Annotated in this window: 22 protein-coding genes and 1 tRNA gene; 11 read left to right on the top strand and 12 right to left on the bottom strand. The window is 65.4% G+C overall.

What is annotated here, in order from left to right; all coding sequences use genetic code 11:
- Positions 1-22: 22 nt before the first annotated feature.
- Entirely contained in the window at positions 23-1,192 is a 1,170-nt protein-coding gene (locus tag V8J55_RS11615; RefSeq protein WP_336445819.1) for a benzoate/H(+) symporter BenE family transporter, read from the top strand.
- 99 nt (positions 1,193-1,291) lie between these two features.
- On the opposite strand, the gene V8J55_RS11610 is transcribed toward V8J55_RS11615, so the two are convergent.
- From V8J55_RS11610 to V8J55_RS11580, 7 genes are all read right to left on the bottom strand, one after another.
- Positions 1,292-3,442, bottom strand: coding sequence for a prolyl oligopeptidase family serine peptidase (locus tag V8J55_RS11610; protein WP_336445818.1), 2,151 nt, complete (start codon positions 3,440-3,442; stop codon positions 1,292-1,294).
- 17 nt (positions 3,443-3,459) lie between these two features.
- On the bottom strand, positions 3,460-3,951 hold the full coding sequence (locus tag V8J55_RS11605) for an FKBP-type peptidyl-prolyl cis-trans isomerase (RefSeq protein WP_336445817.1): 492 nt from the start codon (positions 3,949-3,951) through the stop codon (positions 3,460-3,462).
- Between the two features lie 60 nt (positions 3,952-4,011).
- Positions 4,012-6,534: a TonB-dependent receptor gene (locus V8J55_RS11600; RefSeq protein ID WP_336445816.1), complete on the bottom strand. Its 2,523-nt coding sequence runs from the start codon at positions 6,532-6,534 to the stop codon at positions 4,012-4,014.
- Between the two features lie 80 nt (positions 6,535-6,614).
- Positions 6,615-7,592 (bottom strand): FecR family protein, encoded by a 978-nt coding sequence (locus tag V8J55_RS11595; protein WP_336445815.1) that lies wholly within the window; start codon positions 7,590-7,592, stop codon positions 6,615-6,617.
- Positions 7,589-8,074, bottom strand: a complete 486-nt coding sequence (locus V8J55_RS11590) for an RNA polymerase sigma factor (protein WP_336445814.1) — start codon at positions 8,072-8,074, stop codon at positions 7,589-7,591. The genes V8J55_RS11595 and V8J55_RS11590 overlap by 4 nt, the downstream gene beginning before the upstream one ends.
- A 249-nt stretch (positions 8,075-8,323) precedes the next feature.
- Positions 8,324-8,408: transfer RNA gene (locus V8J55_RS11585), tRNA-Leu, on the bottom strand.
- A gap of 102 nt (positions 8,409-8,510) precedes the next feature.
- A complete protein-coding gene (locus V8J55_RS11580) occupies positions 8,511-9,962 on the bottom strand; it encodes a coniferyl aldehyde dehydrogenase (RefSeq protein WP_336445813.1) in 1,452 nt (483 codons plus the stop codon).
- 353 nt (positions 9,963-10,315) lie between these two features.
- Here V8J55_RS11580 and V8J55_RS11575 point away from each other — a divergent pair, with 353 nt between their 5' ends.
- The 3 genes from V8J55_RS11575 to V8J55_RS11565 all read left to right on the top strand — a co-directional run bounded on the left by V8J55_RS11575 (position 10,316) and on the right by V8J55_RS11565 (position 13,083).
- Complete coding sequence (locus V8J55_RS11575) at positions 10,316-11,101, top strand: DUF3108 domain-containing protein (RefSeq protein ID WP_336445812.1); 786 nt, start codon at positions 10,316-10,318, stop codon at positions 11,099-11,101.
- Between the two features lie 132 nt (positions 11,102-11,233).
- Positions 11,234-12,421 carry an acetyl-CoA C-acyltransferase gene (locus V8J55_RS11570; protein ID WP_336445811.1) on the top strand — a complete coding sequence of 396 codons (1,188 nt, stop codon included), beginning with the start codon at positions 11,234-11,236 and terminating at the stop codon, positions 12,419-12,421.
- Between the two features lie 194 nt (positions 12,422-12,615).
- Positions 12,616-13,083 (top strand): hypothetical protein, encoded by a 468-nt coding sequence (locus V8J55_RS11565; protein ID WP_336445810.1) that lies wholly within the window; start codon positions 12,616-12,618, stop codon positions 13,081-13,083.
- Between the two features lie 56 nt (positions 13,084-13,139).
- On the opposite strand, the gene V8J55_RS11560 is transcribed toward V8J55_RS11565, so the two are convergent.
- Positions 13,140-13,601 carry an SH3 domain-containing protein gene (locus tag V8J55_RS11560; protein WP_336445809.1) on the bottom strand — a complete coding sequence of 154 codons (462 nt, stop codon included), beginning with the start codon at positions 13,599-13,601 and terminating at the stop codon, positions 13,140-13,142.
- Between the two features lie 392 nt (positions 13,602-13,993).
- On the opposite strand from V8J55_RS11560, the gene V8J55_RS11555 reads away from it, so the two are divergent.
- Complete coding sequence (locus tag V8J55_RS11555; RefSeq protein ID WP_058536323.1) at positions 13,994-14,992, top strand: 2-hydroxyacid dehydrogenase; 999 nt, start codon at positions 13,994-13,996, stop codon at positions 14,990-14,992.
- A gap of 19 nt (positions 14,993-15,011) precedes the next feature.
- Here the strand turns inward: V8J55_RS11555 and V8J55_RS11550 are convergent, their stop codons facing one another.
- The 3 genes from V8J55_RS11550 to V8J55_RS11540 all read right to left on the bottom strand — a co-directional run bounded on the left by V8J55_RS11550 (position 15,012) and on the right by V8J55_RS11540 (position 18,547).
- Positions 15,012-16,415 carry an NAD(P)H-dependent flavin oxidoreductase gene (locus V8J55_RS11550; RefSeq protein ID WP_336445808.1) on the bottom strand — a complete coding sequence of 468 codons (1,404 nt, stop codon included), beginning with the start codon at positions 16,413-16,415 and terminating at the stop codon, positions 15,012-15,014.
- A 99-nt stretch (positions 16,416-16,514) separates the two neighbouring features.
- Positions 16,515-17,657 carry a glycosyltransferase family 4 protein gene (locus tag V8J55_RS11545; protein ID WP_336445807.1) on the bottom strand — a complete coding sequence of 381 codons (1,143 nt, stop codon included), beginning with the start codon at positions 17,655-17,657 and terminating at the stop codon, positions 16,515-16,517.
- Positions 17,654-18,547, bottom strand: a complete 894-nt coding sequence (locus V8J55_RS11540) for an alpha/beta fold hydrolase (protein ID WP_336445806.1) — start codon at positions 18,545-18,547, stop codon at positions 17,654-17,656. The genes V8J55_RS11545 and V8J55_RS11540 overlap by 4 nt, the downstream gene beginning before the upstream one ends.
- A gap of 155 nt (positions 18,548-18,702) precedes the next feature.
- Between V8J55_RS11540 and astD the strand changes: the two genes are divergently transcribed.
- The 6 genes from astD (at position 18,703) to V8J55_RS11510 (ending at position 24,229) form a co-directional block, all read left to right on the top strand.
- Entirely contained in the window at positions 18,703-20,148 is a 1,446-nt protein-coding gene (gene astD, locus V8J55_RS11535; protein WP_336445805.1) for a succinylglutamate-semialdehyde dehydrogenase, read from the top strand.
- A 164-nt stretch (positions 20,149-20,312) separates the two neighbouring features.
- Complete coding sequence (cobA, locus tag V8J55_RS11530) at positions 20,313-21,101, top strand: uroporphyrinogen-III C-methyltransferase (RefSeq protein WP_336445804.1); 789 nt, start codon at positions 20,313-20,315, stop codon at positions 21,099-21,101.
- Entirely contained in the window at positions 21,098-21,394 is a 297-nt protein-coding gene (locus tag V8J55_RS11525; RefSeq protein WP_058536316.1) for a DUF2849 domain-containing protein, read from the top strand. Before cobA ends, V8J55_RS11525 begins: the two co-directional genes overlap by 4 nt.
- A gap of 1 nt (position 21,395) precedes the next feature.
- A complete protein-coding gene (locus V8J55_RS11520; RefSeq protein WP_336445803.1) occupies positions 21,396-23,027 on the top strand; it encodes a nitrite/sulfite reductase in 1,632 nt (543 codons plus the stop codon).
- Positions 23,020-23,433 (top strand): DUF934 domain-containing protein, encoded by a 414-nt coding sequence (locus V8J55_RS11515; RefSeq protein ID WP_137894249.1) that lies wholly within the window; start codon positions 23,020-23,022, stop codon positions 23,431-23,433. The genes V8J55_RS11520 and V8J55_RS11515 overlap by 8 nt, the downstream gene beginning before the upstream one ends.
- Positions 23,426-24,229 carry a phosphoadenylyl-sulfate reductase gene (locus V8J55_RS11510; RefSeq protein WP_336445802.1) on the top strand — a complete coding sequence of 268 codons (804 nt, stop codon included), beginning with the start codon at positions 23,426-23,428 and terminating at the stop codon, positions 24,227-24,229. Before V8J55_RS11515 ends, V8J55_RS11510 begins: the two co-directional genes overlap by 8 nt.
- 118 nt (positions 24,230-24,347) lie before the next feature.
- Here V8J55_RS11510 and V8J55_RS11505 read toward each other — a convergent pair whose 3' ends face one another.
- Positions 24,348-25,859 (bottom strand): replicative DNA helicase, encoded by a 1,512-nt coding sequence (locus V8J55_RS11505; RefSeq protein WP_037515395.1) that lies wholly within the window; start codon positions 25,857-25,859, stop codon positions 24,348-24,350.
- Between the last annotated feature and the right edge of the window lie 51 nt (positions 25,860-25,910).

Genomic DNA, 25,910 nt, shown 5'->3' with positions numbered 1-25,910 from the left:
GACAAGCCAGAGAAGCGAAACGATGCTGCGTAGCCTGCCCCCCGTCCCTGCCTGGTCCTCGGCGCTGATCGCCGCGCTCGTCGGCTTTGGCGGGACGATCGCGCTCGTCGTCCAGGCGATGCGCAACCTCGGCGCGTCGGGCGCCCAGACGGGGTCGGCGGTCACCGCGCTATGCCTCGGCATCGCACTCGCCGGTGCGGCGTTGTCGTGGCGGCTGCGCATGCCCGTGGTGCTCGCCTGGTCGACCCCCGGCGCGGCGCTGCTCGCTGCGGCCGCACCCGGCTTGTCGTGGCCCGTCGCGGTGGGCATCTTCCTGTCGGCGGCGCTGATGATGATCCTGCTCGGCATCGTGCCCCTGCTCGGACGGCTCGCCGAACGCATCCCGGCGTCGATCGCCTCGGCGATGCTCGCGGGTGTGCTCCTGCCCTTCTGCCTCAAGCTGTTCGGGCTCGGCGCCACCGACCCGCTACTTATCGCCTTGCTCGTCGCGGTCTTCGTCGCCGCGCGCCAGCGGCTGCCGCTCTACGCGCTGCTCCTCGCGCTCGCGGCGGGCATGGCGCTGACGCTGCTGCGCGGCGATATCGGGCCGCTGCCGCCCGGCGCGACCCTCGGCACACTTTTGCCCGTGGTTCCCGCCTTCGACGCGCGCGCGATCCTCAGCGTCGGCGTGCCGCTGTTCCTCGTGACCCTGGTGTCGCAGAACCTGCCCGGCCTCGTCGTGCTGCGCGGCGCGGGTTATGCACCGCCACCGCGTCCGCTGATCGTCGGGAGCGCGCTCGCCTGGCTCGCGGCGGCGCCCTTCGGCGCGCACGGCCTCAACCTCGCGGCTATCACCGCGGCGATCTGCACCGCCGAGGAGGCGCACCCCGACCGCGCGAAACGGTGGAGCGTCGGTATGCTCTATGCGGGCTTCTATCTGCTGCTCGCCATCTTCTCGCCGCTGCTCGTGCGCCTCTTCCTCGCGCTGCCGCCCACGGTCATCGCGGCGCTGACCGGCGTCGCGCTGATCCCCGCGCTGCTCGGCGCGATGGAGGCGATGATGGCGGCAAAGTCCGACCGCGACCCCGCGATCCTGACCTTCCTCGCCACCGGATCGGGGCTGACGCTGTTCGGGCTCGGATCGGCCTTTTGGGGACTGGTCGTCGGCTTTCTGGCGCTCGCGGCGAGCCGATGGCTGTCGGCGCGAACCTGAAATTCAGGCAGCGGCGCGCAGTTGTTCGACCTCGTCAGTCACGACCGGCGCGAAGCGTGCCGCGGGCGACCGCCCCTTCGCGGAAAAGCGGCCACAGGCTTACTTCTCTCGCTCTGATGGAATGTCGTCGCCCATCAGATAGTCGATCAGGAACGTCATCCGCATCGCCATGATGTCGGGCCGCGCGAGCGGATCGCTGACGCCATGCCCGCCCTCTTCATCTTCCAGCAGCCATGTCTGTCCCGGGGTTTCCATGAGCCGCGCGGCGAGCTTGCGCGCGTGCCCGGGCCCGACGCGATTGTCGGTGGTCGATACGGTGACCAGGAAGGGCGGATAGGTGACGCCGGGCTTCACATTATGGACGGGCGAATAGGCGCGGAGCTTTTCGGCCACCTCGGGCTTTGACGGGTCGCCATATTCGTCCATCCACGCCGCGCCCATCGCGATCTTCGGATAGCGCAGCATGTCGGCCAGCGGTACGTCGCTGATCGCGGCGGCATAGAGATCGGGGCGCTGCGTTGCGACGACTGCCGAGAGCAGGCCGCCATTCGAACTCCCGAACACACCGATATGTTTGGGCTGGGTGAAGCCCGATTTCACCAGATCCTCGGTCACCGCGATGAAATCGTCATAGGACACCTGCCGCTTCTCGCGAATCGCGGCCTGGTGCCATGCCTGACCCCGCTCGCCGCCGCCGCGGATCGCGGGAAGTGCGAGCGCCCCGCCGCGATCGAACCATAGCTTGAGCGCCTGCCCGCCGAACGCGCGCCCCAGATAGGACGGCGTCAGCGTGATCCCGAACGCGCCATAGCCGGTGATGAGCGTCGGCACCGCACCCGGCCGCGCGGGGGTGTTGGGGCGCACAAGATAATAGTCGACGGGGGTTCCATCCTTCGACCGCGCCGACTTCACCTCAACGGTGTAGCGGCTCTCGTCAAAGGCATGCTGGCCCTGTTCAAGGATGCGCGATGCACCTTTTGCCGGACGGAACTCAAGCGAAGTGGGAACGAGAAAGCCGGTGCGGCGGATGATGATATCCTCGTCGGCGGCATTGGCGCTCGCGACACCCAGGTCGATCCCCGCCTCGCCGGCGACGACGGGCGTGACGCTCCATCCCTGCGCGCCGAACGACGCCGCCTTGATTATGGTCTTGAGCGATTTCTGGACGGGCAGGAACACGCGCGACTTGCTCGACGCATAGCCGCCGAAGAACGAGATCACCTCACCTTCGGCGGGTGCATAAACGAGCTGGATTCGATCGGCATCCTTAACGTCGGCCGCGAAATCATATGCCATCACGCTTTCGCCCGGATAGCTGCGCCCGTTGATCGTGGCAGGCTCGGTAAGCTGGAACAGCGCATGACGATCGGTCCCGCCCAGCGGCCCGAAGGGCTTGAGCTTTGCGGGAATCGGCAGCTTGGTCACCTTGCCCGCCGCGTCGACCGAATGGATCTCGAAGGTCGAATAATCGATCACGCGCGTCATAATCGCGCGCACCGCGCTGCCAGCCCGCGCGAATTGCAGCGTCGCGTCGGTCGCGGGCGGGGTGAAGATCACCGGCGCGCTCGCGACATCCGTCCCGCGCTTCCACAATCGCGCCGCCGCACCCCAGCCCGCCGCGGTTTTGGGGCTGGCGCCGATCGTGTGCGCGATCACCACATTGTCCCGGTCGAGCCAGGCGAATTGCGCGCGCGCCGCGGGCGTGGAAAAGCCGCCTGCAACGAAATCGCCCGTCTTCATGTCGAATTCGCGCAACGCGAGTTCGTCCGATCCGCCATCCGAAAAGCCGAGCAGGCAGCGGTCATAAGCGGGCGGCAGGCAGGACGAACCATAACCCCAATTGAGCGCATAGGGCTTGCCCGCCGCCTTGCCATAGGCCGCGACGTCGAGCACCGTGCGCCACGCGCCGAGGCTCCCCTCCTTGCCGCGATCGGCAATCTGGAGCAGCCCCTTGGGATGGGCGGCGTCGCGGAACAGCCGAACCGCGCGCGGCCCCATCAACGCCATGTCGGCGATCGGGGCATTCGCCTTGAGCACCGTCTGCAACTCGGTGAGGATGCCCTGATAACCGGGCAGCGCCATCAACGCCGCCTTGGCCTCGGCCGTCTTCTCGCGTGCCCAGCCCAATGCCTTGGGGTCATCATGCTTTTCGAGCCACTCCAGCTCGTCGGCGTGCGCGGGCGAAGCGGCGGCGATCAGCGCCGCGGTGATTGCGGCAATCGAGGCGCGATACGGGCGAAGACGGGTCATGGCTTCTCGCTTGTCGGTCAGTTTGCGGGGGACGGCGCGGGTTTCTGCGTCGGCTTGTGGCTGATCAGCTGGATGCGAAAGATCAGCACGCTGCCCCCCGGAATCGGGCCAACACCCGCCGCGCCATAAGCCATTTCGGCGGGGACGCTGATGATCCACTCGTCGCCCGGCCGCATCAGGCGCAGCGCGGTGCCCCATCCGGGAATCAGCGGGCGCAGTGGAAAGGTCACCGGCTCGCCCTTGGCAAAAGAGGAATCGAAGATCGTGCCGTCGACCAGCTTTCCTTCATAATGGACGGTCACATCGTCCGAAAGCTTGGGCGGGACGCCATCGGCGGGACCCGATTTCAATATTTCATATTGCAGTCCGGGCAGCGCGACGACGCCCTTCTTTTTGGCGTTCTTTTGAAGATAGGCAGCGTTGGCATCGGGCGTCTTGGCGGACGCGACCGTGGGAAGCGCTATCGCGACGAGCGCGATCAGGACGGGAGCAAGCATTTGTTTCGGCATGGGCTATCCTTCTGGGTGAAAGGACGGGGGCACGCGCCCCCGCCCCGCTCGGAAACGGAATCAGAAGTCGTAGGTCAGCCGGACACCCGCGGTGCGCGGACGGACATAATATTCGCGCAGACCCGCGCGTCCGGTTTCCTGGACGGTCACGCCGCGCTTGTTCCCGATATTCTCGACGAACGCTTCGACCCGGGCGCCATGGTAGCGAACGCTTCCGCGCAGATCGAATATGCTATAGCCGCCCTGCGTCAGCGTGCCCGCAAGGTTGCTCGGCGCCTCTGAAACATAGCGATGCGACAGGATCGCCATCGGCTCGAGATCGCTCGCGCCGCGCCAGGTCACGCTGTTCGAAACGCGCCAGCGCGACGCACCGGGCAGTCGCGCACCCGCCGGGACGTTGACGCCCCCTGCCCGCACATTGTCGCGCAGTTCGGCGTCGAGATAGCCCAATGTCGAGTTGAGCGTGATCGCGCGGCTCGGCCGCCACGTCAGCGCGACATCGGCGCCGATGTTGCGCGCCCGCCCGACATTGTCGGCATAGGCGAGGTTGTCGCCGCGCACGATGAGCAGCTGGATGTCCTTCCAGTCGATATAATAGACGGTCGCGTCGAGCAGAAAATTCTTGTCGGGCGACGATGCGCGGAGGCCGAGCTCGTAATTGACCAGCTTGTCCGAACCGAAATCGGCGGGCGACGGGAAAAGCGGATTGGTCGGGATCGCATTGGGGCCGCCAAAACGGAAACCCTTTGAGACGAGGCCATAGACGAGCAGATCGTCATTCGGCTCGAACGTCAGCGACACCTTGGGATTGAAGCCGTCCGCCTGTTGCGTCACCGGCGCGGGTGCACTAACAAGCTGCCCACCCGTCGAGAGCAGGTTGAGCAGGCCCGTCTGGCGCGATTGGTTTTTGACCTTGGTGTCGAAATAGCGCCCGCCCGCGGCCAGCTTCAACGCGGGGGCAAAGCGCCAGGTTGCTTCGCCGAACAGCGCCTTTTCGGTGCCGTTGACGCGCAGATTATAGTCGGTGAAGCGACCGCCCGGTGCCGCCAAAGCACCGACACCCGCCCCGAAACGACCGGCGTAGAGCGTTTCGACCAGCGCCGCGGCGCCATCGAACTCCGAATAGCTCGGCAGGGCGATCTTGATGTTGTTGTGGCTCGCGCCGACCAGCCACTCGAAATCGCCGCCGCTTTCGGACGTCAACCGCGCCTCGATCAGGTCGCCATTGGCACGACGTTCGGCAATGAGCGGGATCTGCGTCGGAATATTGCCGAACAGCCCGCGAAAATTGAGCGTGAAGTCGGTGACGTTCCGGGTCTTCTTGACCATATGCGCACCGTTCACGGTCAGCGTCGCAAAACCCAGGTCGAAATCGCCGCGCAGGCTGTGCACCTCGGCGGTCGAGCGGAAGGGTTCGAGCATCACCGTGTTGCGCTTCAGATCGCCGAGCCCGGGAAGCGCGACAAAGGCGTCGTCATATTTGCCCTTGAAGTAGAGGCTGAGCGCCGAAATATCGACGCCTTCGACGGGCTGCCACTCGACCGACACGCGGCCGCCATAGCTGTCCATCGCATTCGAATCCTTCTTCGAAACCCCGATATTGTCGAGATAGCCCGCGCTGCGCCGAAAGGTGCCAACCGCGCGGACCGCGAGCTTGTCGGTTACGATCGGCAGGTTGATCATCGCCTTGCCCGACCAGCTGAGATCATCCGAGCTGTCGGTGATCGACGCGCCGGCTTCGACGCGCCCCTCGACCCGGTCGAGCCGCGCGCGCGCCGCGACATAGTTGATCGCGCCGCCCAGCGTCGCCGATCCGAACAACGTCCCCTGCGGCCCGCGCAGCACCTCGACCCGATCGACGTCGAACGTGTCGACATCGGGGATGCCCGCGCTGTTGAAGGGCTCGGTCAGCGGCACTTCGTTGATATAGATGCCCGTCGTGCCCTGCCCGACGTCGATCGACGTCGTCGACGAAACGCCGCGGATCGAGATCGAGGAATAGCCGGGGATCGCCGCGTTGAACTGAACGCCGGGCAGCTTGGTCAGATAGTCGGCATAGCTTTGCGCGCCCTGTTCATCGAGCTGCTTGCCCGTCACCGCGGTCACCGAACCCGCGACCTTGCGCACATCCTCCTCGCGCTTGTTCGCGGTGACGATGATGACGTCGCCGTCGCTCGGTTCGGCCTCGGCGCTCGCGGCGGGGACCGCCGACGCGGGTGCGAAACGGCTGCCGCCGGTCATCGCCGGAGTCCGCTTCGCGGCGCCGCGACGACGCACGATCAAGCCGCCATTGCCATCCGAAACGACTTCGAGCGCGGTGCCCGCGACCAATTTGCGCACCGCGCCCTCGGCGGTCATCACGCCATCGACCGAACGGCCGCGCAGGCCCGCGACCGCATCGGGGGTGAACAGGATATTGGTGCGCGACTGCGCCGCGACCTGCTTCAACGACTGTTCGAGCGACTGGCTGGGAACCCGGATATTGGCGCGCGCCTGCGCGGTTGCGGGCGCCGCTATGAGCGCGACGATCGCCGCCCCCGTTGCCAGCGCTACCTGAAGACTGCGTGCTACCGTCCGTGCCATCGATTCCCCCCAATTTGGGAACGGCGTGATGCCGATCCTCTTGAAAGGGGGACGAACGAGCCGCCGATTTACCTCACCCATCAAATTGAATTGGGCGCAACCGATTGTGCGGGCAGCGAAAAAATTTCCAGATCGCCGTCATTGGCGCGCACGCCGACGGGCAGGAGCTGGCTCACCGAGCGCGCAAAGGCCGCATTATCGCCAACCCGGTACACGCCGCTGACCCGCAGGCTCGCCGCGCGCGGATCGGCGATGACCAGCTTGGCGCGCGAATAGCGATTCATCTCGGCGACCATCGCGCCAAGGCTCTGGTTGTCGGCAACCATCTGGCCGTTCTGCCACGCGAGTTGCTGCGCCATGTCGGGCATGTCGATCTGTCCCGGCTGGCTAGGACCGATCACCAGCCTCTCGCCCGCGCGCAACTGCCCACCCGCGGGGGTCATGCTGCCGCTGCCGCTCTGGACCGCCGCCGAACCGTCGATCACGACCACCGACACCCGCTCCGCATCGCGCCGCACGTCGAACACGGCGCGCGGCGCGATCACGCGCTGGCCGCCCGCATCGACGATGAAGGGGCGCACCGGATCGTGCGCAACGCGGAAATTGGCGCGGCCGCGGTGGAGCGTCACCTCGCGCCGCTTGCTGTTGAAATTCAGCTTCAGCTTCGTATCGGTGTCGAGGAAGACGAGCGATCCGTCCTCGAGCGCGACATGCTTCTGTTCGCCCAGATCGGTCTGGTAAACCCCCGCCTGCGCCTGCTGCCAGCCCCCTAGCCCTATTCCCGCAAACGCCAGCGCTCCCCCACCGGCAAGCACGGCGCGGCGGCTGAGCCGGCGATCCTGCGCATCGCCGGTCCGAAAGCGCGCGGGCGACACCCCGCCCACCGCATCCCAGATCGCGGTGGCGTGCCGGAATGCCTCCGCATTGGCGGAACTTGCCTCGATCCAGCGTCGGAACGCCTGATCGTCGGCGGGGTCGCGCGTGTCGGCATGGAGCCGCGCCAGCCATACCGCCGCCTCGGTATCGGCATCCGACGGAGAAAAAGCGTCGGCGCTCATCGGTCGCGCGTCCACTCGGCCAGGAACAGCACGGCCTTGGCGATATGCTTCTCGACCGCGCTCTGGCTGATCTCCAGCCGTTCGGCGATCTCGCGATATTTAAAGCCGTCCAGGCGGTGCATCAGAAAAACCTCTCGCGTGCGTGGAGTCAGTTGCTGAAGCCCCTGCTCCACATGACGGAGACGAACGCGCGCCTCGATTACCTCATCCTGCAACGGCGCCGAATCGGGGATATTGTCGAAAATCTCTTCGAAAGGCCGGTCGGACTGAAAGTTTTTGCGCCGGTGCGCGTCGATCGCGATATTGCCCGCGACGTGGACGAGGAACGCTTCGACATTCTCGACCTTCTGCGCGGGCGGCTGGCTCAGCAGGCGCTCATACGCCGATTGAAGCGCATCCTCCGCATCCTCGCGGCCCCGCCGCCGCGAAATCTTGCGGAGAACGCGCGTCCAGAAATTCTTGCCTTGCCATTCGTCGCGCATCGGGTCTCCGTGCCCGCCTAGTAGAATCTCGATCGGTTCGAGGCAATGAGGACAATCGCAGACTGACTCTTTCCGTCGCGCAACTTTATCCTATTGGACGGTTGCGGCATCGACCAGCGTGCGAATGCCCGGTCCGATCTTGACGATCAGGTCGGCGGCATCCCAAGACAGAGTTCGGCTTACTCAGTGGCTTACGAGCGTTCGGGGCGACCGCCATCCCGGCGGGTGGTGCCCGGTTTTGACCGGGAATGGTGCCCCTGGCCGGACTCGAACCAGCACTCCTTGCGGAACCGCATTTTGAGTGCGGCGCGTCTACCAATTTCACCACAGGGGCCCCCTCGCCTGACTATGTCAGGCGCGAGATATATCCGGGCCATGGTCAAGACCATGGACAGGAAGGCCGCCCCGATAAGCCGGGACGGGCCATTTTGCCAAGCTATTTCTTGAGCTCTTTCGCGAGCGTCTTCGCGGTCGCCTTGCCATAGGGCGGCTTGAAGCCCGCGAGCCCCGCGACATCGAGCTTCGGCTGACGATAGACGGCGCGCGCGTGGCTGAAGGTGCGGAAACCGTCGACGCCGTGATAATTGCCCATGCCCGACGGCCCGACCCCGCCGAACGGCAGATCCTCCATCGCATTGTGGAACAGGACGTCGTTGACGGTCACCCCGCCCGAGATCGTCCGCGTCAGCACGCGGTCCTCCTCACTCTTGTCCTGGCCGAAATAATAGAGGCCGAGCGGGCGGTCGTTCGCGTTCACATAATCGATCGCGTCATCGATATGCTTGTACGTCTTCACCGGCAGGATCGGACCGAAGATTTCCTCCTGCATCACCTTCATGTCGTCGGTCGGGTTGCGCACGATATGGAGCGGCATCTTGTGGCCGTTCGAGCTCGCGAAATCCTCAGCCCCGGGATTGACCTCGATCACCTCGGCGCCCTTTTCGCGCGCATCGGCCAGATAGCTTTGCAGCCGGTCGTAATTGCGCGTGTTCACCACCGACGTGTAATCGTCGTTGGAGAGCAGCGTCGGATACAGTGCGGTCGCGCCCTTGGTGACGCTGTCGATCACATCGCCTTCCTGATCCTCGGCAACGAGCAGATAATCGGGCGCGAGGCAGATCTGCCCCGCGTTCATCATCTTGCCGAGCGCGACGCGCTGGCCGACCAGATCCTTGTTCGCGCTGCGCCCGATGAAGGTCGGCGACTTGCCGCCAAGCTCGAGCGTCACGGGCACCAGATTATCCGCCGCAGCGCGCATGATGTGGCGCCCGACGCTGGTCGCGCCGGTGAAAATCATATGGTCGAAGGCGAGTTTCGAGAAAGCGACCCCGACGTCGGCATCGCCGGTGAAGACCGCCATTTCGCTTTCGTCGAAATAATCGGGCACCAGCCGCGCCATCAGCGCCGAGACATTTTCGGTGAACTCCGACGGCTTGATCATCGCGCGATTGCCCGCCGCGAGCACCCCCGCCATCGGTACGAACACCATGCCGACCGGGAAATTCCATGGCGCCACGATGCCGACGACGCCCTTCGGCTGATAGACGACCTCAGCCTTCGCGCCGAGCAGGCCGAGCGGGAAAGTCGGTTTGCGCTTCTCGCCCTTCGACCAGCTCGCCATATGTTTCTTCGCATGCTTCAATGCGCTGACCGAGGGCATGATGTCGGTCATCAGCGTCTGTTCGCGGCTGCGATGACCGAAATCCTCGCTCACCGCCTTGGCGAATTCTTCCTTATTATCGACGAGCAGCGCGATCGCGCGGTCGATGCGGTCGGTGCGGACGCTCAGGCTTTCGGGCATCGCCGCGGTAAAGCTCGCCTTCTGCGCTGCGAGCACCTCGTGCATGCGCTGGGTTTCACCATCAATTTCGCTTGCGACCGTCGCCATTATCTTTCTCCCACTACCCTTTCGCCCGTTTCACCATGGCAGAGGGCAGGTTGCAAGTTGAAACCCGCCGCGAGCGTCCGCGTCGACTTGGCGAAGTGGCGGAAAACTGCGCAACTTCACACTGGAATCGCGCCTTGGCAAAGCTCCTTTTCGGGACATGCGGAGGCTAGTGTGGCGGGGTTTTGTAGGACAGCGGTTTTTCAGGCAGCGGTAAATTGGGGCAAAGCAAACTATCACCGCAATTCGGCAGGCGCTGGCGACGTTGACCGAAGCAGGCCTGTGTTTCGTCGAGGGAAAATTGCCCGGACACGATCCCGCCCTAGCGTCGCGCGATCCTTCATAGGGGCAATGTCATGCGAACTCCCGTCATCCTGCTCGGCTTTCTTCTGACAGGGCTGGCTCCCGTCCCTATCGTCCTGGCCCAGAATCCGGCCGCAACGGCATCGGACGAATTGCTCGCGGTAGGCCAGACCCTGCCCCGCTTCGATCGGCTGCGCCCGGGAACCTCGCGCTATCTTCGCTACGCCGTGCGCGGTGACCGGCGGACGATCGTCGACCTCTGGAGCCGGACGATCGCGTTCGATCCCGACCCGGTGACCGGCGAACGGCGGCTCCACATCACGCAGATCTGGGAGGGTATCGGCCAATCCGAACGGCGGCTCGATAGCTGGTTCGAGAATGAAACCTTCCGCCCGCTCTCGCATCGGACCCGGTTCATCGACGCCACCACGACCGCCGTTGCCGGCGTATTGTTCACGCCCGGGCATGTGCGCGGGGACGCGGCCGTCACCGACAACCGCCTTGCCGCGCTCGACGTCGCCACGCTGACAGGGACGTTCAACTTCGAGACCGACATCGAGATGATGACCACGCTGCCCTGGCGCGAGGGCTATGCGGCGCGCATCCCCTTCTATCACCCCGGCGGCGGGGCGCCGCAAGCCTATGGCATCAGCGTCACCGGCGCCGAACCGGTCGCGTTCGGTGGGCGTCAGGTTGAGTGCTGGGTCGTGACGCTCGACTATGGTCGCGGCGCAACCGGCCGATTCTGGGTTGCCAAGGACAGCCAGGCGGTGCTCAAGGTCGAGCAGCGCACACCCGGCCAGCCTACGCTCTACAAGGTGCTGCTTCCGTCCGAATGATCGACCGGAGGCGAAATTTTTTGATCGCATGACGACTACCAAATGTTGATGCCGGCGCTGCCCCCTTTCGCAAGTGCAGCAAAGTCGCTAATCGGGCCGCCGACGTATCTTTCCCCTACGGAGTCTTTCGCCATGACCGCCACCGATCCCGTCGTTTTCCTCTCCTACGCCCGCACCCCGATGGGCAGCATGCAGGGCAGCCTGTCGGACGCGAGCGCGACCGACCTCGGCGCGACCGCGGTGAAGGCAGCGGTCGAGCGCGCGGGCGTGTCGGGCGACGATATCGAGCGCATTTACATGGGCTGCGTGCTTCCCGCCGGGCTTGGCCAGGCGCCGGCGCGCCAGGCTGCGATTAAGGCGGGCCTGCCCAAGTCGGTGCAGGCCACGACCGTCAACAAAGTGTGCGGTTCGGGCATGCAGACCGTGATCATGGGCGCCGAAGCGCTCGCCGCGGGCAGCGTCGACCTGATCGTCGCGGGCGGCATGGAATCGATGACCAACGCCCCCTATCTGCTCAAGAAGCATCGTTCGGGCGCGCGCATCGGTCACGACACCGCTTATGACCACATGTTCCTCGACGGCCTGGAAGACGCCTACGAAGCCGGCCGCGCGATGGGCACCTTTGCGCAGGACACCGCCGATGCGTACCAGCTCTCGCGTCAGGCGCAGGACGATTATTCGATCGAATCGCTGAGCCGGGCCAAGGCCGCGATCGCCGACGGCGCCTTCGCCAACGAAATCACGCCGGTCACGATTTCGGGCCGCAAGGGCGATGTCATCGTCGATACCGACGAAGCCCCCGGCAAGGGCATGCCCGACAAAATCCCGACCCTGAAGCCCGCCTTTGCCAAGGACGGCACGATCACCGCCGCCACCAGTTCGTCGATTTCGGACGGCGCCGCCGCGGTCGTTCTCACCCGCCAGTCGGTCGCCGACGCCAAGGGCGCGAAGCCCGTCGCCCGCCTCGTCGCGCACGCCGCGCACGCGCAGGAGCCGAAGGACTTCACCGTCGCCCCCGTCGGCGCGATCAACAAGCTGCTCGCCAAGACCGGCTGGTCGATCGGCGACGTCGACCTGTTCGAAGTCAACGAAGCCTTTGCCTGCGTCGCGATGTTCGCGATGCACGACCTCGGCATCCCGCACGAAAAGATCAACGTCCACGGCGGCGCGACTGCGCTCGGCCACCCGATCGGTGCCAGCGGCACGCGCATCATCACGACGCTGATCGCGGCGCTCCAGCGTCACGGGAAGACGCGCGGCATCGCCAGCCTGTGCATCGGCGGCGGCGAAGCGACCGCGGTCGCGGTCGAGCTGGTCTAAAACCGACCATCGCGAAAAGTTGCACGGCGCCGTCGCAAGACGGCGCCGTTTCGTCGTATTGGTCGCGACAATTTGCGACACTAATGTCCTGAAAATAAACGGCGCATTCCGGCTCCGTTCAAACGGGCTCGTCTATTCCATGCTTGTCATCGGGCAGATCCCCTCCCCCTGACCGACTGAAAAGGAATGGCACAATGAAGAGCAAATTTCTCACCGCCGGCCTGATCGCCGCGATGATGGTTCCCGCAATGGCGCAGGCGCAGACGCGCGAGATCCGCGAAGATCGCCGCGACGTCCGCGAAGAGCAGCGCGAGCTGCGTCATGCCCAGCGTTACGGTGACCGCGACGATGTGCGCGAGGAACGCCGCGAGTATCGCGACGCCCGTCAGGACCTGCGCGAAAGCCAGCGCGACTGGCGCCAGGATCGCCGCTATTCGAACTATCGCGCACCCTTCCGCTATCAGCAGTTCCGGGTCGGTTCGACCCTGCGCTCGAACTATTACGCGCCCAGCTATCGTCCGAGCTGGGACAGCCGCTGGGGTGTGCCGCGCGCCGGTCGCAACCTGATCTATGTGCGTCACTATAACGACCTGCTGCTCGTCAACGAGCGCAACGGCCGGGTGGTGAAGGTGTATCGCAACCACTTCAATTGGCGGCGCTAAGCTTTAACGAATGAAGGGGCCGGGCGGGAAACCGTCCGGCCCTTTTTCTGTGACGATCAGTCGCCCCAGATATGGTCGGTCTGGATCCAGCCCTTGCGGCCCTTGACGTCGAACAGGCACCAGCCGTCCTTGCAATCGGTGATCCGGCCGACGACGCCGGGCTCGGCGCGATAGGCGACCCCCGCCGAAACGCTGGCGTCTTCGCGAAGCGGGCGGATTTCGCCGGTCACGATCGCGGTGCGCGTGCGGCTGAGCAAACGCGCCGCCATCCAGCCCTGCGTTCCGTCGGGATCCTCGATCTTGCGCCAGGTTTCAAAGCGCGCGACGACTTTGACCGGCAGGTCCTTGCGCCGATACTCCCAGATTACCGGAACGTCAGGCGACGGCCCCTTGCGCATCCGAGCCTCGTCGACGCTGATCGACGCCCAATAGGGTAGCGGGACAGGATCGGATTGCGCCGACGCCGGTCCCACCACGGCAAGGCTGAGTAATATCATCGCAAATTTACGGCTGGTCATAACCGACCCTTGTCAAAATCGGCGGGCATTATCAACCGGTCGCGCGTCGCAAACGGTCCACCGTCCACAGTTAGGGTTCGGACCCAATAGATGCGCGATCGAGGTTTGAAGCAATTTTGTTCAGTGCGAGGCGGCAAGGCGATGGAATATGTCGATATTTCGAGACTTGCCAACGACGCAATGGACAAAATTGATCAAATCCCGAAGGGACGTCGAAATGGCTTCGATCTCGAACGAAAACGCCCTTGGAAACAGAACCACTGTTCCCGGCGGGCATTTCCGTCCGATATCTTCGCCATTTTGACGCCTCGAACGCACATCTATTGGATCCGAACCCTAATCCGCACGACTTCCGCTTGACCCCTTCGCATCGGCGCGCTCTATCGGCGGCCATGCCCGATTCATCCCGTCCGAAACGCCCACGCGTTATCGTCACCCGCCAGTTGATGCCGCATGTCGAAGGCCGCATGGCCGAATTGTTCGACGTGTCGCTGTCGGCGCGCGACGAGGCTTTTACGCGGGACGAATTGAAGGCCGCGGTTGCCGACTGCGACGTCTTCGTACCGACCGTTACCGACGAGATCGACGCCGATATCATCAACGCCGCAGGCGACCGGCTGAAACTGATCGCTAATTTCGGCGCCGGGGTCGACCATATCGATCTTGCCGCCGCGCGCGCCAAGGGCATCATGGTCTCGAACACGCCGGGCGTCTTTACCGAGGACACCGCCGACATGACGATGGCGCTGATCCTCAGCGTCCCGCGCCGGCTCGCCGAGGGCGAGAAACTGATGCGGTCGGGCCAATGGGCGGGCTGGGCGCCGAGCGCGATGCTCGGCCACCGCGTCGGCGGCAAATTGCTCGGCATCATCGGCATGGGCCGCATCGGCCTCGCGGTCGCGCGCCGCGCGCGCGCGTTCGGTCTGTCAATCCATTATCACAACCGCCGCCGCCTGCCCGAAGCGATCGAGGAGGAATTGGGCGCGAGCTATCACGCCAGCGTCGATACGTTGCTGCGGATCAGCGACGTCGTGACAATCCACTGCCCGCACACCGCCGAAACGCACGAGATGGTCAACGCCGCGCGGATCGGCGCGATGAAGCCCACCGCGTACCTGATCAACACCGCGCGCGGCGAGATCGTCGACGAAAAGGCGCTGGTCGCGGCGCTCCAAACCGGGCGCATCGCGGGCGCCGGGCTCGACGTCTATACGCACGAACCCGCGGTCGACCCCGCGCTACTCGCGCTCCAGAATGTCGTGCTGCTCCCGCACCTCGGCTCGGCGACGATCGAGGGCCGCGAAGCCTCGGGCGAAAAGGTCATCGCCAACATCCGCGCCTGGTGCGACGGCCACCGTCCGCCCGATCAGGTGCTGGAGGGGTGGGCCTGAGCGCCACCCCCAAAAGCGATTAATCCCCCGTCAAAATCCGATCGACGAGCTGCTTCACCGTCGGGGTGAAGTTGTTCGAGTAAAAGGGATCGGTCTTGAAATTGAATGCGGCGTGGCCCGCAAACATCAGATTTTGCTCGGGATCGCCGCCGTGTGCGATGTCCTGCAGCGTCTTCTGGATGCAGAAGCTGCGCGGATCGGCGAGGTAGCCCGTGGTGTAATCGTCATGGTCCTTCCACGACGAAAAGCCGCAGTGCGACAGGCAGCCCATGCAATCGGTCTGATCCTTGCGGATCATCGCCTTCGATTCTTCGGTGACGAAGACGACGGTGTTGTCGGGTGTCTTCAGCGCCTCGGTATAGCCCTCGGCCGCCCAATCGCGCGCCCTTGCACGATCGTGCGGGGTGACCCAGAAATTCTTGCCCTTCACCCCGACGTCGAGCTGGACGATATGATCGCCGGCTTCCTGCTTCGAGTAAGGGATCTGGCGCTCCGAGCGCGCTTCGAGGTCGCGCAGGAAGGGCGTGCGCACCGCGCTCGAATAAAAGCCCGTCGGCGAGAAGCGGTGGAGCAGCACGTCGCCGTCGTCGAGCGTGCGGAGGCGGTCCTTCCACTGCTGCGGGATCGGGCTTTCCTCGGTCAGCAGCGGCCGGGTGCCGAACTGGAAGACGATCTGGCCGAGTTCAGGATTGTCGATCCAGTCGTCCCAGTCGCGCAAATACCAGACGCCGCCCGCCATCACGATCGGCACGCTGTCCGCGATCCCCTCGGCGCGCATCACATCGCGCAGCGCCTTGACGCGCGGATAGGGATCCTGCGGCACCAACGGATCTTCGGCGTTCGACAGGCCATTGTGGCCGCCCGCGAGCCAGGGGTCTTCATAGACCACCGCGCCCAAAAGATGCGGAACCTTGTGATAAGCGCGCTTCCATAGCGCGCGAAAGGCGCGCGCCGAGCTGATGATCGGCAGATACATGACATTGTGCCGCTCGGCGATTTCGCTGAGCTTGTACGGCATGCCCGCGCCGCAGGTGACGCCGGCGATCTTGCCCTTGGTCCGTGCAAGCACGCCCTCGAGGATCTGCTGCGCGCCGCCCATTTCCCAAAGCACATTGATGTTGATCGCGCCGTTGCCGCCCGACAACTCATACGCGCGTTCCACCTGCGCCACAGCGCCTTCGATGCCGTACTGGATCAGCTCTTCGTGACGCTCGCGCCGGGTCAGCGCGTTGTAAACCTGCGGAATGATCTTGCCTTCGGCGTCATAGCTGTCGGCGTTGACCGCCGACACGGTGCCGATCCCGCCGGCAGCGGCCCATGCGCCGCTCGACATATGGTTGGTCGCCGAAACACCTTTTCCACCCTCGACCAGCGGCCAGACTTCACGTCCGCCGTAAAGGATGGGCTTCAAACCTTTGAACATTCTAAATCTCTTTCTCTCCACCGGTCGCGTCCCGCGTACCGGCCCCCTTGGCCGTTTCCGTAAGCGGAACCCGGCCGTGAAAGTCAATGGGCGCGCCGCCTAATCCCCGGAGAAAAGGCGGCGCCCTGCAAGCGCCCGACCATAGAGATTTTCATAGGCGGCGACCATGGTTGTTTCGTCGAAGCGTTCGGCAGCGATGCGCCGGTTCACCGCGCCAGCCTGCGCCCGGAGCGGCGCGTCGCCCGCGAGTTCGGCCATCGCCACGCGGAACCCGGCCTCATCCGCGGCAATGAAATGGCGGTTTTCGTCAGACACCATCGCCGCAACATCGCCGACATCGGGGCTGACCACCGGCAGCCCCGCCGCCATCGCCTCGATCACCGCAATCGGAGCCTGTTCGCTTTGCGACGACAGCGCCAGCATGTCGAAATGGCCGATCCAGCGCGCGGGTTCGGCCATGAAGCCCGGCATCACCAGCCGCTCGCCGATCCCGCAAGCCGCCGCTTCGGCGACAATCGCCGCGCGTTCAGGACCCTCACCGACAATGACCAGCCGGACATTGGCGGGCAGCGTCGCGACAGCGCGGACAAGCCGCGGCAGATCCTTGACCTTGCGCAGCCCCGCGACGGTGCCGATCACCACCTCCCCCTCGCGCCGTTCCAGCCCCGGAATTGCGACCGACGGTCTGGCTTCATAGGCCGCGGTGTCGATCCCGTTGCGGATCAGCCGCGTGCGCCGCCGTGCGCCCCACTCGTCCGCGGCGATCCGCTCGAGCAGCGCCGAGGGCACGACCAATGCCTCGGCGGTCGGCAGCGCCAGCCTGCGAAAGCCGTTCCGCTTCCAGTTGCGCCGGACGCTCTCATCCTCGTTGAAGCCGTCCTCGTGATGGATCAGCGGCGGAAGCCCGCGAAAAGGCGCAAAAATGCGATGCGCCATCACGCCGTCCATCGCCCCCCAATTATAGCTGAGCACGAGGTCGAACTGTTGCATGTAGAGCGCCAAGTCGCGGTAGCGGGCGGGTCCGGGCTTGCCGAACAGCGGCGGCGCATCGGTCGGAAATGCGACATCGATGTCCGGATCGATCGCATCGCGCGCGCCCATCGCCTCTGGCACCGCCGACAGGATGGTATGACGCGCGCCCAGTCCCATCAAATTCATCAAGCGGACGGCGCGCGCCTCCTTTCCGCCCAGCGAGAAGCTCGAATGGAGATGCAGCAGGCGAACGGGACGGTTGCCGGTCACGCGGCGGGCAATTCCGCCGCCCAGGCATCGATCGCGGCCCGCGCCGCGGGCTCGTCCATCGTCGGCGCATGCCCGACCCCGGGCACCTCGACCAGCCGCGCGCGCGGGAGTTCGGCGACCATCTTCTCGCCGGCCGAGCGTGCGAGGATGTCCGACAGCTCGCCACGCAGGATCAGCAACGGAACATCGCCCAGCGCGCGGTACACCGGCCACAGGTCCATCGCGGCATCGCCGCCGCCGGGTGCGCGCAGCGGCGCCGCGATCTGCTTGTCATAGTCGGTGACGATGCGGCCTTCGGCGGTCAGCCGGTGCGTTCGCTTGGTCAGCCGCAGCCAGTCGTGGATTTCATACCCCGGATAGACCGCGCCATTGAGTTCGGCGAAGGCGCGCGCCGCGTGCATCCACGTCGGCTGGCTGCCGCCCGCGCCGATATAGTCGCGGATTCGCTCCAGCCCCGCGGTCTGGAGTTCTGGGCCGACGTCGTTCAGCACCGCGCCGACGATCCGCCCCGGCAGCGCCGCCGCGAGCAGCATCGCGACCAGCCCGCCGAGCGAGGTGCCGATCGCCGCGAAACGCCCGATCGCCAGCTCGTCCAGCATCGCGACGACGTCCTGCACATAGGTCAGCGGGACATAAGTCATCGGATCCTTGGCAAAGGCGCTTTCGCCGCGCCCGCGGAATTCGATCACGATGACCTTGCGATATTGCGCGACATGCGGCGCGAGATCCTCGAAATCGCGGGCATTGCGTGCAAGGCCTGGCATGCACAGGATCGGCGGCGCGCTTTCGCTGCCCTCGGGCCCGGCATAGACGCGCGCGTGCAGCCGAACGCCGTCGGACGACCACCAATAATGGTCCGACCAGTCGCGGCGGCTGTCCTGCTGGGCCAATATGGCACGTCCCCTTTGTTCGACATTTGCCCGTCCCGCCGGCCGGGACTCATGCAAGCGTCTATTGCCAACCACGCCGCGCGGTGCAAGCAATCCGTCGCATACGCCGCCACAGGTTGCCGCCATCCGCTTTCACCGATAAGAGCCGAGCGACCATGAGCGAGACCCTGCTTTCCTTCGAACCCGCAACCGGCGAAGAACTTTGGCGCGGTCCGGTCAGCAATATCGACGACGAGGTTGCGATCGCGCGCCGCGCCTGGCCCGAATGGGCCGCGAAACCCGTGTCCTTCCGCACCGAAACGCTGCGCCGCTTCGTCGACCGCGTGAAGGCCGAGGGCGAGGCGTTCGCCGACCTGATCGCGCGCGAAACCGGAAAGCCGCTCTGGGAAGCGCGCACCGAGGTCGAATCGGTCTGTAACAAGGTCGATATTTCGGTCAAAGCCTATGCCGAGCGCACCCCCAATCGCCGTATCGAGGGCGCGATGGGACTGCGCAACGCGGTGCGTCACAAGCCGCACGGCGCGCTCGCGGTGCTCGGCCCGTATAATTTTCCCGCGCATCTGCCAAACGGGCATATCGTCCCGGCGCTGATCGCGGGCAATTCGGTGCTGTTCAAACCGTCGGAAAAGACCCCCGCGGTGGGCGCTAAGCTTGTCGAACTGTTCCACAGCGCGGGGGTGCCGCACGAGGTGCTTCGCCTGATCGTCGGCGGCCCCGAAACGGGCAAGGCGCTCGCGGGGCATGCGGGCATCGACGGGCTGCTCTTCACCGGCTCGGCGCGCACGGGCCTCGCGCTCAACCGCCAGTTCGCGGGCCAGCCGGGCAAGATGCTCGCGCTCGAAATGGGCGGCAACAACCCGATCGTCGTGTGGGACACCGCCGACATCCGCACCGCCGCGATCATCGTCGTCCAGTCCGCCTTCCTCAGCGCCGGGCAGCGGTGCAGCAACGCGCGGCGGCTGATCGTCCGCGACAGCCTCGCCGACGCACTGCTCGAAGAGGTCAGGGCGCTCGCCAACCGGCTGATCGTCGATCATCCGCACGCCGACCCCGCGCCCTATATGGGCCCGGTGATCGACAATGAAGCCGCCGACGGCCTGACCGAAAGCTTCCTGATCCTGATGTCGAACGGCGGCAAGGTGATCCGCCACATGACGCGCCCGATCGCGGGCCGCCCCTTCCTGACCCCCGGCATCATCGACGTCACCGCGATGCCCGAACGCCCCGATATCGAACTGTTCGGCCCGTTGCTGCAAGTCATCCGCGTCGACAGCTTCGAGGCCGCGATCGCCGAAGCGAACAATACCGCCTTCGGCCTGTCGGCGTCGCTGATCGGCGGCACACCACAGCTTTACGACCAGTTCTGGGCGAATGCGCGCGCGGGCGTGATCAACTGGAACCGGCCGACCAACGGCGCCTCATCGGCGGCGCCCTTCGGCGGGATAGGCCTGTCGGGCAATCATCGGCCCAGCGCCTTCTACGCTGCCGACTATTGCGCCTATCCGGTAGCGTCGGCCGAAAGCGATGCGATGCGCGCCTCGATCGGCGTCGGGCTGCGCGACCCCGAAGGCTCGCAGCTGGTGCTCAAGAACTATAACTAGGCTCTTTCGTCATGCCGGACTTGATCCGGCATCCATTGCGGCGATGAAAGCACGGCCCCCGGATCAAGTCCGAGGTGACGAAGAAGGCACACTCAAATTTTACCTTCACCGGTGTCAAAAAAGCCTGCTTTGCCATGCGGGAGCCGGACGACCATCTACGGTGCATGGAAAAGACTCTCCCTCCTGTTGGCAAGCTCTGGCTCGTCGGCGCCGGTCCCGGTGACCCCGACCTGCTGACGCTGCGTGCCGCGCGGCTGCTCGAAAGCGCCGATCTCGTCGTCCATGACGGGCTCGTCGGCGAAGGCGTGCTAGCCCTGATTCCGCCGCATATCGAGCGGATCAGCGTCGCGAAGCAACGCAGCCGTCACACGATGAAGCAGGAGCTGATCAACGAACTGCTCGTCCGCGAAACGCTCGCCGGCAAGCAGGTCGTGCGCCTCAAGGGCGGCGACCCCTTCATTTTCGGCCGCGGCGGCGAGGAACTCGACGCCGCGCGTGAAGCCGGCGTCGCGTGCGAGGTCGTCCCCGGCATCACCGCCGCGGCGGGCTGTGCCGCACAGGCGGGCCTCCCCCTCACCCACCGCGAGGATGCGAGCGCGGTCAGCTTCGTCGCCGGCCAGTGCAAGGATCTGACCGAGCAGGACTGGTCGGGCCTCGCGGGGCACGGCCGCACGCTCGTCATCTACATGGGCCTCGCGACTGCGAGCGCGATCGCCGACAAGCTGATCGCCGACGGCGTTTCGCCCGATCTGCCCGTCGCGGTCATCGAGCGCGGCACCACCGCCGACGCGCGCGTCCTGCGCTCGCTGCTCACCGATCTCGGCGACCTTGTCGCACGCGAGAAAGTTAAAAGCCCCGCGCTGATTATCGTCGGCAAGGTCGCGGCGCGCGCCGATGCGCTCGACTGCCTCGGTGCGCCGGGCGTCGCCGCTCAAATAAGGGATTTCACATGAAGCTGCTCACAGGCAATGACCTGAAAACAGGATTTGTCACCTGGTGGACCGGCGCCGACTGGTCGCTGCACATCGAGGATGCCGCCGACGTCGGCGAGGCTGGCGAGGCGATCCTTGCCGCCGAGGAAGGCGCGCGCCGCGTCAACGCCCCCTATATCATCAACGGCGAACAAACCGCCGACGGCCCGCGCCCCGCGCATATCAAGGACCGCATTCGCGCATTGGGGCCGACCGTGCGCCCCGACCTGACATTGAAACCCGCCGATCCCGCGGCCGGCGACTGGGTGATCTGACATGTATAAATATGACGAATATGACCATGCGATGGTCGATGCGCGTGTCGCCGAGTTCAGCGACCAGGTCCGCCGCCGTCTCGCGGGCGAAATCACCGAGGACCAGTTCAAGCCGCTCCGGCTGATGAACGGCCTCTATCTCCAGCTTCACGCCTATATGCTGCGCGTCGCGGTGCCCTATGGCACGCTCGACAGCCGCCAGATGCGCATGCTCGCGCACATCGCGCGCAAGTATGACCGCGATTACGGCCATTTCACCACGCGCCAGAATATCCAGTATAACTGGATCAAGCTGGAGGATGCGCCCGCGATCCTCGAAGATCTGGCATCGGTCGAAATGCACGCGATCCAGACGAGCGGCAATTGCATCCGCAACATCAGCTCGGACCAGTGGGCCGGCGCCGCCGCCGACGAAATCACCGACCCGCGCCCGTGGGCCGAACTGCTCCGCCAATGGTCGAGCTTCCACCCCGAATTCAGCTATTTGCCGCGCAAGTTTAAAATCGCGGTGATCGCGGCCAACGAGGATCGCGCCGCGATGCGCCTCCACGACATCGGCATCCAGATCGTCGAGAAGGACGGGCAGCAAGGCGCCGCTTTCTACGTCGGCGGCGGCATGGGCCGCACCCCGATGATCGCGCCGCTGATCAAGGATTTCGTGCCGCTCGACGACATGCTGAGCTATGCCGAGGCATGCCTGCGCGTCTACAACCGCTACGGCCGCCGCGACAATATCTACAAGGCGCGCATCAAGATCCTGATCCACGAACTCGGCGCCGACGAATATCGCCGCCAGGTCGAGGAAGAGTTCGTCCATGTGAAGTCGCTCGGCATCGACCCGCCGAAGGCCGAATTCGACCGCATCGCGGCGCAGTTCGCGCCGCCGCCCCTCGACGCCTCGGCACCCGATGCGATCGACCGCAGCGATCCCGACTTCGCGGTCTGGGTCGACCAGAATGTCGCCGCGCACAAGGTTTCGGGCCATGCGATCGTCAACATCAGCCTGAAGCCCATCGGCGGCATCCCCGGCGACGCCTCGTCGGCGCAGATCGATCTGATGGCCGACCTTGCCGAACAATACAGCCATGACGAGCTGCGCGTCACCCACGCGCAGAACATCGTGCTGCCGCACGTCCGCAAGGCCGATCTCTACGCGGTGTGGCAGGCGCTCGACGCCGCAGGGCTCGCGACGCCGAACCTCGATCTGATCAGCGACATCATCGCCTGCCCCGGGCTCGATTATTGCAGCCTCGCCAACGCGCGCTCGATCCCGGTCGCGCAGAAGATCGCGACGCGCTTTTCGGACCTCGGCCGCCAGAAGGAACTGGGCGAGCTCAAGCTCAAGATTTCGGGCTGCATCAACGCGTGCGGGCATCACCACGCCGGCCACATCGGCATCCTCGGCGTCGACCGCAAAGGCACCGAAAACTACCAGCTGTCGCTCGGCGGCTCGGGCGCGGAGGACGTCAGCCTCGGCACGATCACCGGTCCCGGTTTCGACGAGGACGGCGTCGTCGATGCGATCGAACGCGTCACCGACAAATATCTCGCCGAACGCACCGAGGGCGAGCGCTTCGTCGACACCTTCCGCCGCGTCGGCATGGCCCCCTTCAAGGAGGCGATCTATGGTTGAGCATATCCATTCCGACGGCGAAGAGCCCGCGGTCACCCTCGATGCCTTCCTGTCGCAGTCGAACGCGACCGCGGTACGGCTCGAACCCGATGAGGACGCGCGCGCGCTGATCCCGCATCTCGACCGGCTCGCGCTGATCGAGGTCGCCTTCCCGAAGTTTCGCGACGGCCGCGGCTATTCGTCGGCGCGTATCCTCCGCGAAGCGGGCTATGCGGGCGAGCTGCGCGCACAGGGCGACGTGCTCGTCGACCAGATCGCCTATATGAAGCGCTGCGGCTTCGACACGTTCGCGCCCGAAAAGGCGCTCAATCCGGCCGATGTCGAGGCGGCGCTGGCGCGCTGGCCCGAACATTATCAGGGCGCCGCAGACGGTGCGGTGCCGATCTGGAAGCTGAGGCATGGCTGACGTGAAGACCTCTCCGCGCAAAGGCAGCGAAGACCGCACCCGCGACCGGATCGACGTGGCGCCGCGCTTCACGCAGGCCGACGTCATCCGCCTCAACAACCTCTTCCGCGGCCAGGATGCCGCCGAAGTGGTGACGAGCGTGATCGGCGCGGGGCTGCTCGGTGAGACCGGGATCGTCTCGAGCTTCGGCGCCGAAAGCGCGGTGCTGCTCCACCTCGTGACGCGGGCCGCGCCCGGCATGCCCGTGCTGTTCCTCGATACCGGCAAGCATTTCCCCGAAACGCTCGCCTATCGCGACGAACTCGCAACGAAGCTGGGGCTCAACATCGTCAACCTGACGCCCGACGCCGACGATCTCGCCGCGAAGGACGCGACCGAGCTGCGCTGGTCGTACGACCCCGACGGCTGCTGCGAAATCCGCAAGGTCAAGCCGCTCGAAAAGGCGCTGACCGATTTCGACACCTCGATCACCGGCCGCAAGGGTTTCCAGTCGTCGACGCGGCAGGGGCTGGCGCGTTTCGAGCTCGACGGCAGCACCGGCCGCCTGAAATTCAACCCGCTCGCCAACTGGACGCGCGAACAGCTCGACGCTTATTTCGAGGCGCACGACCTGCCGCGCCACCCGCTCGAGGCCGAAGGTTATCCCTCGATCGGCTGCTCGCCGTGCACGTCAAAGGTCAAGCCGGGCGAAGACCCGCGCTCGGGCCGCTGGCGCGGCTGGGACAAGACCGAATGCGGCATCCACACCGAAGTCACGCCGCTCGGCGACGATCCCGCGAACGACCCGGCGTTCTGACATAACAGTGCGTGTGCCCCTGCGAAGGCAGGGGCCCATCTCCGGTCCATGCCGCAAAGCACAGCTTCTGGCCGAGAGAGCTCGTGATGGGCCCCTGCCTTCGCAGGGGCACAGCTAATTATTCATAATCCTCGAACGCCATGCTGTCGTCGGCGAGGTCGCTGAACTTCGTCGTCTTCGCCTCGAAGTGCATGCGGATCTTGCCGGTCGAGCCGTGGCGGGATTTCGCAACGATCACTTCGGCAAGACCGAAGACGCGCTCCATTTCGGCCGCCCATTCCTCATGCTGCGCGTGGATCTTGACATCGTCGCCCTCGACCGGGCGCTTGGGCTCCTTCGCCGCGACATAATAATCCTCGCGGAACACGAAGAGCACCATGTCGGCGTCCTGCTCGATCGAGCCCGATTCGCGAAGGTCGGAGAGCTGCGGACGCTTGTCCTCGCGGCTTTCGACCTGACGACTGAGCTGCGACAGCGCCATTACCGGAACATGAAGTTCCTTCGCCAGCGTCTTCAAACCACGCGAAATTTCCGAAATTTCCTGCACACGATTGTCGCCGCTCTTCGACGAGCCCTGGAGCAGCTGGAGATAGTCGACGATGATGAAGCCGATGCCGTGGCGCCGCTGCAGGCGCCGCGCACGAGTGCGCAAGCCCGCGATCGTCAGGCCCGGCGTATCGTCGATGAATAGCGGCAAGGTCTGGAGCTGCTGTGCGGCGCGGGAGAGTTGCTGGAACTGCTCCTTGCTGATCTTGCCCATGCGCAGCGCCTCGCCCGACACCCCCGATTGCTCGGCAAGCACACGCGTCGCGAGCTGGTCGGCGGACATTTCGAGGCTGAAGAAGGCTACCTTCGCGCCCATATTCTTCTCAGGCGGGATGCCATCGTCCTCGTCGCGGCGGAAACGCTCGGCGGCGTTATACGCGATATTCGTGGCGAGCGAGGTCTTGCCCATGCCCGGACGCCCCGCGAGGATCATCAAGTCACTATTGTGCATGCCGCCGATCTTGGCGTTCATGCTGGCGATGCCGGTGGTGATCCCCGACAGATGGCCGCCCGAATTGAGCGCGCGCTCGGCCGCCTGCAGCGCCACGAGGCTCGCCTGGCTGAAATTCTTGACCGACCCCATCTCGGCCTCGCCGCCCGCGACGCGGTAGAGCGCCGTTTCGGCTTCCTCGATCTGCGCCTGCGGATCGACGCGTTCGCTGGTGTCGAGCGCATTGTCGACGAGCGTGCGCCCAACGCCCGCGAGTTCGCGGAGCAGCGCGAGGTCGAAAATCTGCCGCGCGAAGTCGCGCGCGCCGATCAGGCCCGCGCCGCTGCCGGTGAGCTGTGCGAGGTAACCCACGCCGCCAACCGCCTTCATCGCCTCGTCAGCCTCGAAATAGGGCTTCAGCGTCACCGGGGTCGCGATGCTGTTACGCTCGATCAGCGCCATCGTCTGCTGGAAGATGCGGCCGTGCAGCGGTTCGAAGAAATGTTCGGGGTTGAGCGCGACGGGCAGGTCCTCGACGACTCGGTTGTCGATCAGAATCGCGCCGAGAAACGCGGCCTCGGCCTCGATATTACGCGGCATTTGGCGCGCGTCACCACTGGCGACGGCGGTCGGGATAAGGGCTAGTTCGGGCATCGCAATCTTCATGGGCCGGTGCCCGAGGCGGCGCAACCGGCGATGTCGCCC

Origin of the sequence: Sphingopyxis sp. CCNWLW2 (genome assembly GCF_037095755.1) — a bacterium.
Classification (GTDB): Bacteria; Pseudomonadota; Alphaproteobacteria; order Sphingomonadales; family Sphingomonadaceae; genus Sphingopyxis.
This window is presented reverse-complemented; position numbering and strand designations above follow the sequence as displayed.

Coding starts and splice junctions, on each gene's coding strand:
- V8J55_RS11615 (WP_336445819.1), top strand. CDS start 23: ATGCTGCGTAGCCTGCCCCCCGTCCCTGCCTGGTCCTCGGCGCTGATC.
- V8J55_RS11610 (WP_336445818.1), bottom strand. CDS start 3,442: ATGACCCGTCTTCGCCCGTATCGCGCCTCGATTGCCGCAATCACCGCG.
- V8J55_RS11605 (WP_336445817.1), bottom strand. CDS start 3,951: ATGCCGAAACAAATGCTTGCTCCCGTCCTGATCGCGCTCGTCGCGATA.
- V8J55_RS11600 (WP_336445816.1), bottom strand. CDS start 6,534: ATGGCACGGACGGTAGCACGCAGTCTTCAGGTAGCGCTGGCAACGGGG.
- V8J55_RS11595 (WP_336445815.1), bottom strand. CDS start 7,592: ATGAGCGCCGACGCTTTTTCTCCGTCGGATGCCGATACCGAGGCGGCG.
- V8J55_RS11590 (WP_336445814.1), bottom strand. CDS start 8,074: ATGCGCGACGAATGGCAAGGCAAGAATTTCTGGACGCGCGTTCTCCGC.
- V8J55_RS11580 (WP_336445813.1), bottom strand. CDS start 9,962: ATGGCGACGGTCGCAAGCGAAATTGATGGTGAAACCCAGCGCATGCAC.
- V8J55_RS11575 (WP_336445812.1), top strand. CDS start 10,316: ATGCGAACTCCCGTCATCCTGCTCGGCTTTCTTCTGACAGGGCTGGCT.
- V8J55_RS11570 (WP_336445811.1), top strand. CDS start 11,234: ATGACCGCCACCGATCCCGTCGTTTTCCTCTCCTACGCCCGCACCCCG.
- V8J55_RS11565 (WP_336445810.1), top strand. CDS start 12,616: ATGAAGAGCAAATTTCTCACCGCCGGCCTGATCGCCGCGATGATGGTT.
- V8J55_RS11560 (WP_336445809.1), bottom strand. CDS start 13,601: ATGACCAGCCGTAAATTTGCGATGATATTACTCAGCCTTGCCGTGGTG.
- V8J55_RS11555 (WP_058536323.1), top strand. CDS start 13,994: ATGCCCGATTCATCCCGTCCGAAACGCCCACGCGTTATCGTCACCCGC.
- V8J55_RS11550 (WP_336445808.1), bottom strand. CDS start 16,415: ATGTTCAAAGGTTTGAAGCCCATCCTTTACGGCGGACGTGAAGTCTGG.
- astD (WP_336445805.1), top strand. CDS start 18,703: ATGAGCGAGACCCTGCTTTCCTTCGAACCCGCAACCGGCGAAGAACTT.
- cobA (WP_336445804.1), top strand. CDS start 20,313: ATGGAAAAGACTCTCCCTCCTGTTGGCAAGCTCTGGCTCGTCGGCGCC.
- V8J55_RS11525 (WP_058536316.1), top strand. CDS start 21,098: ATGAAGCTGCTCACAGGCAATGACCTGAAAACAGGATTTGTCACCTGG.
- V8J55_RS11520 (WP_336445803.1), top strand. CDS start 21,396: ATGTATAAATATGACGAATATGACCATGCGATGGTCGATGCGCGTGTC.
- V8J55_RS11515 (WP_137894249.1), top strand. CDS start 23,020: ATGGTTGAGCATATCCATTCCGACGGCGAAGAGCCCGCGGTCACCCTC.
- V8J55_RS11510 (WP_336445802.1), top strand. CDS start 23,426: ATGGCTGACGTGAAGACCTCTCCGCGCAAAGGCAGCGAAGACCGCACC.
- V8J55_RS11505 (WP_037515395.1), bottom strand. CDS start 25,859: ATGCCCGAACTAGCCCTTATCCCGACCGCCGTCGCCAGTGGTGACGCG.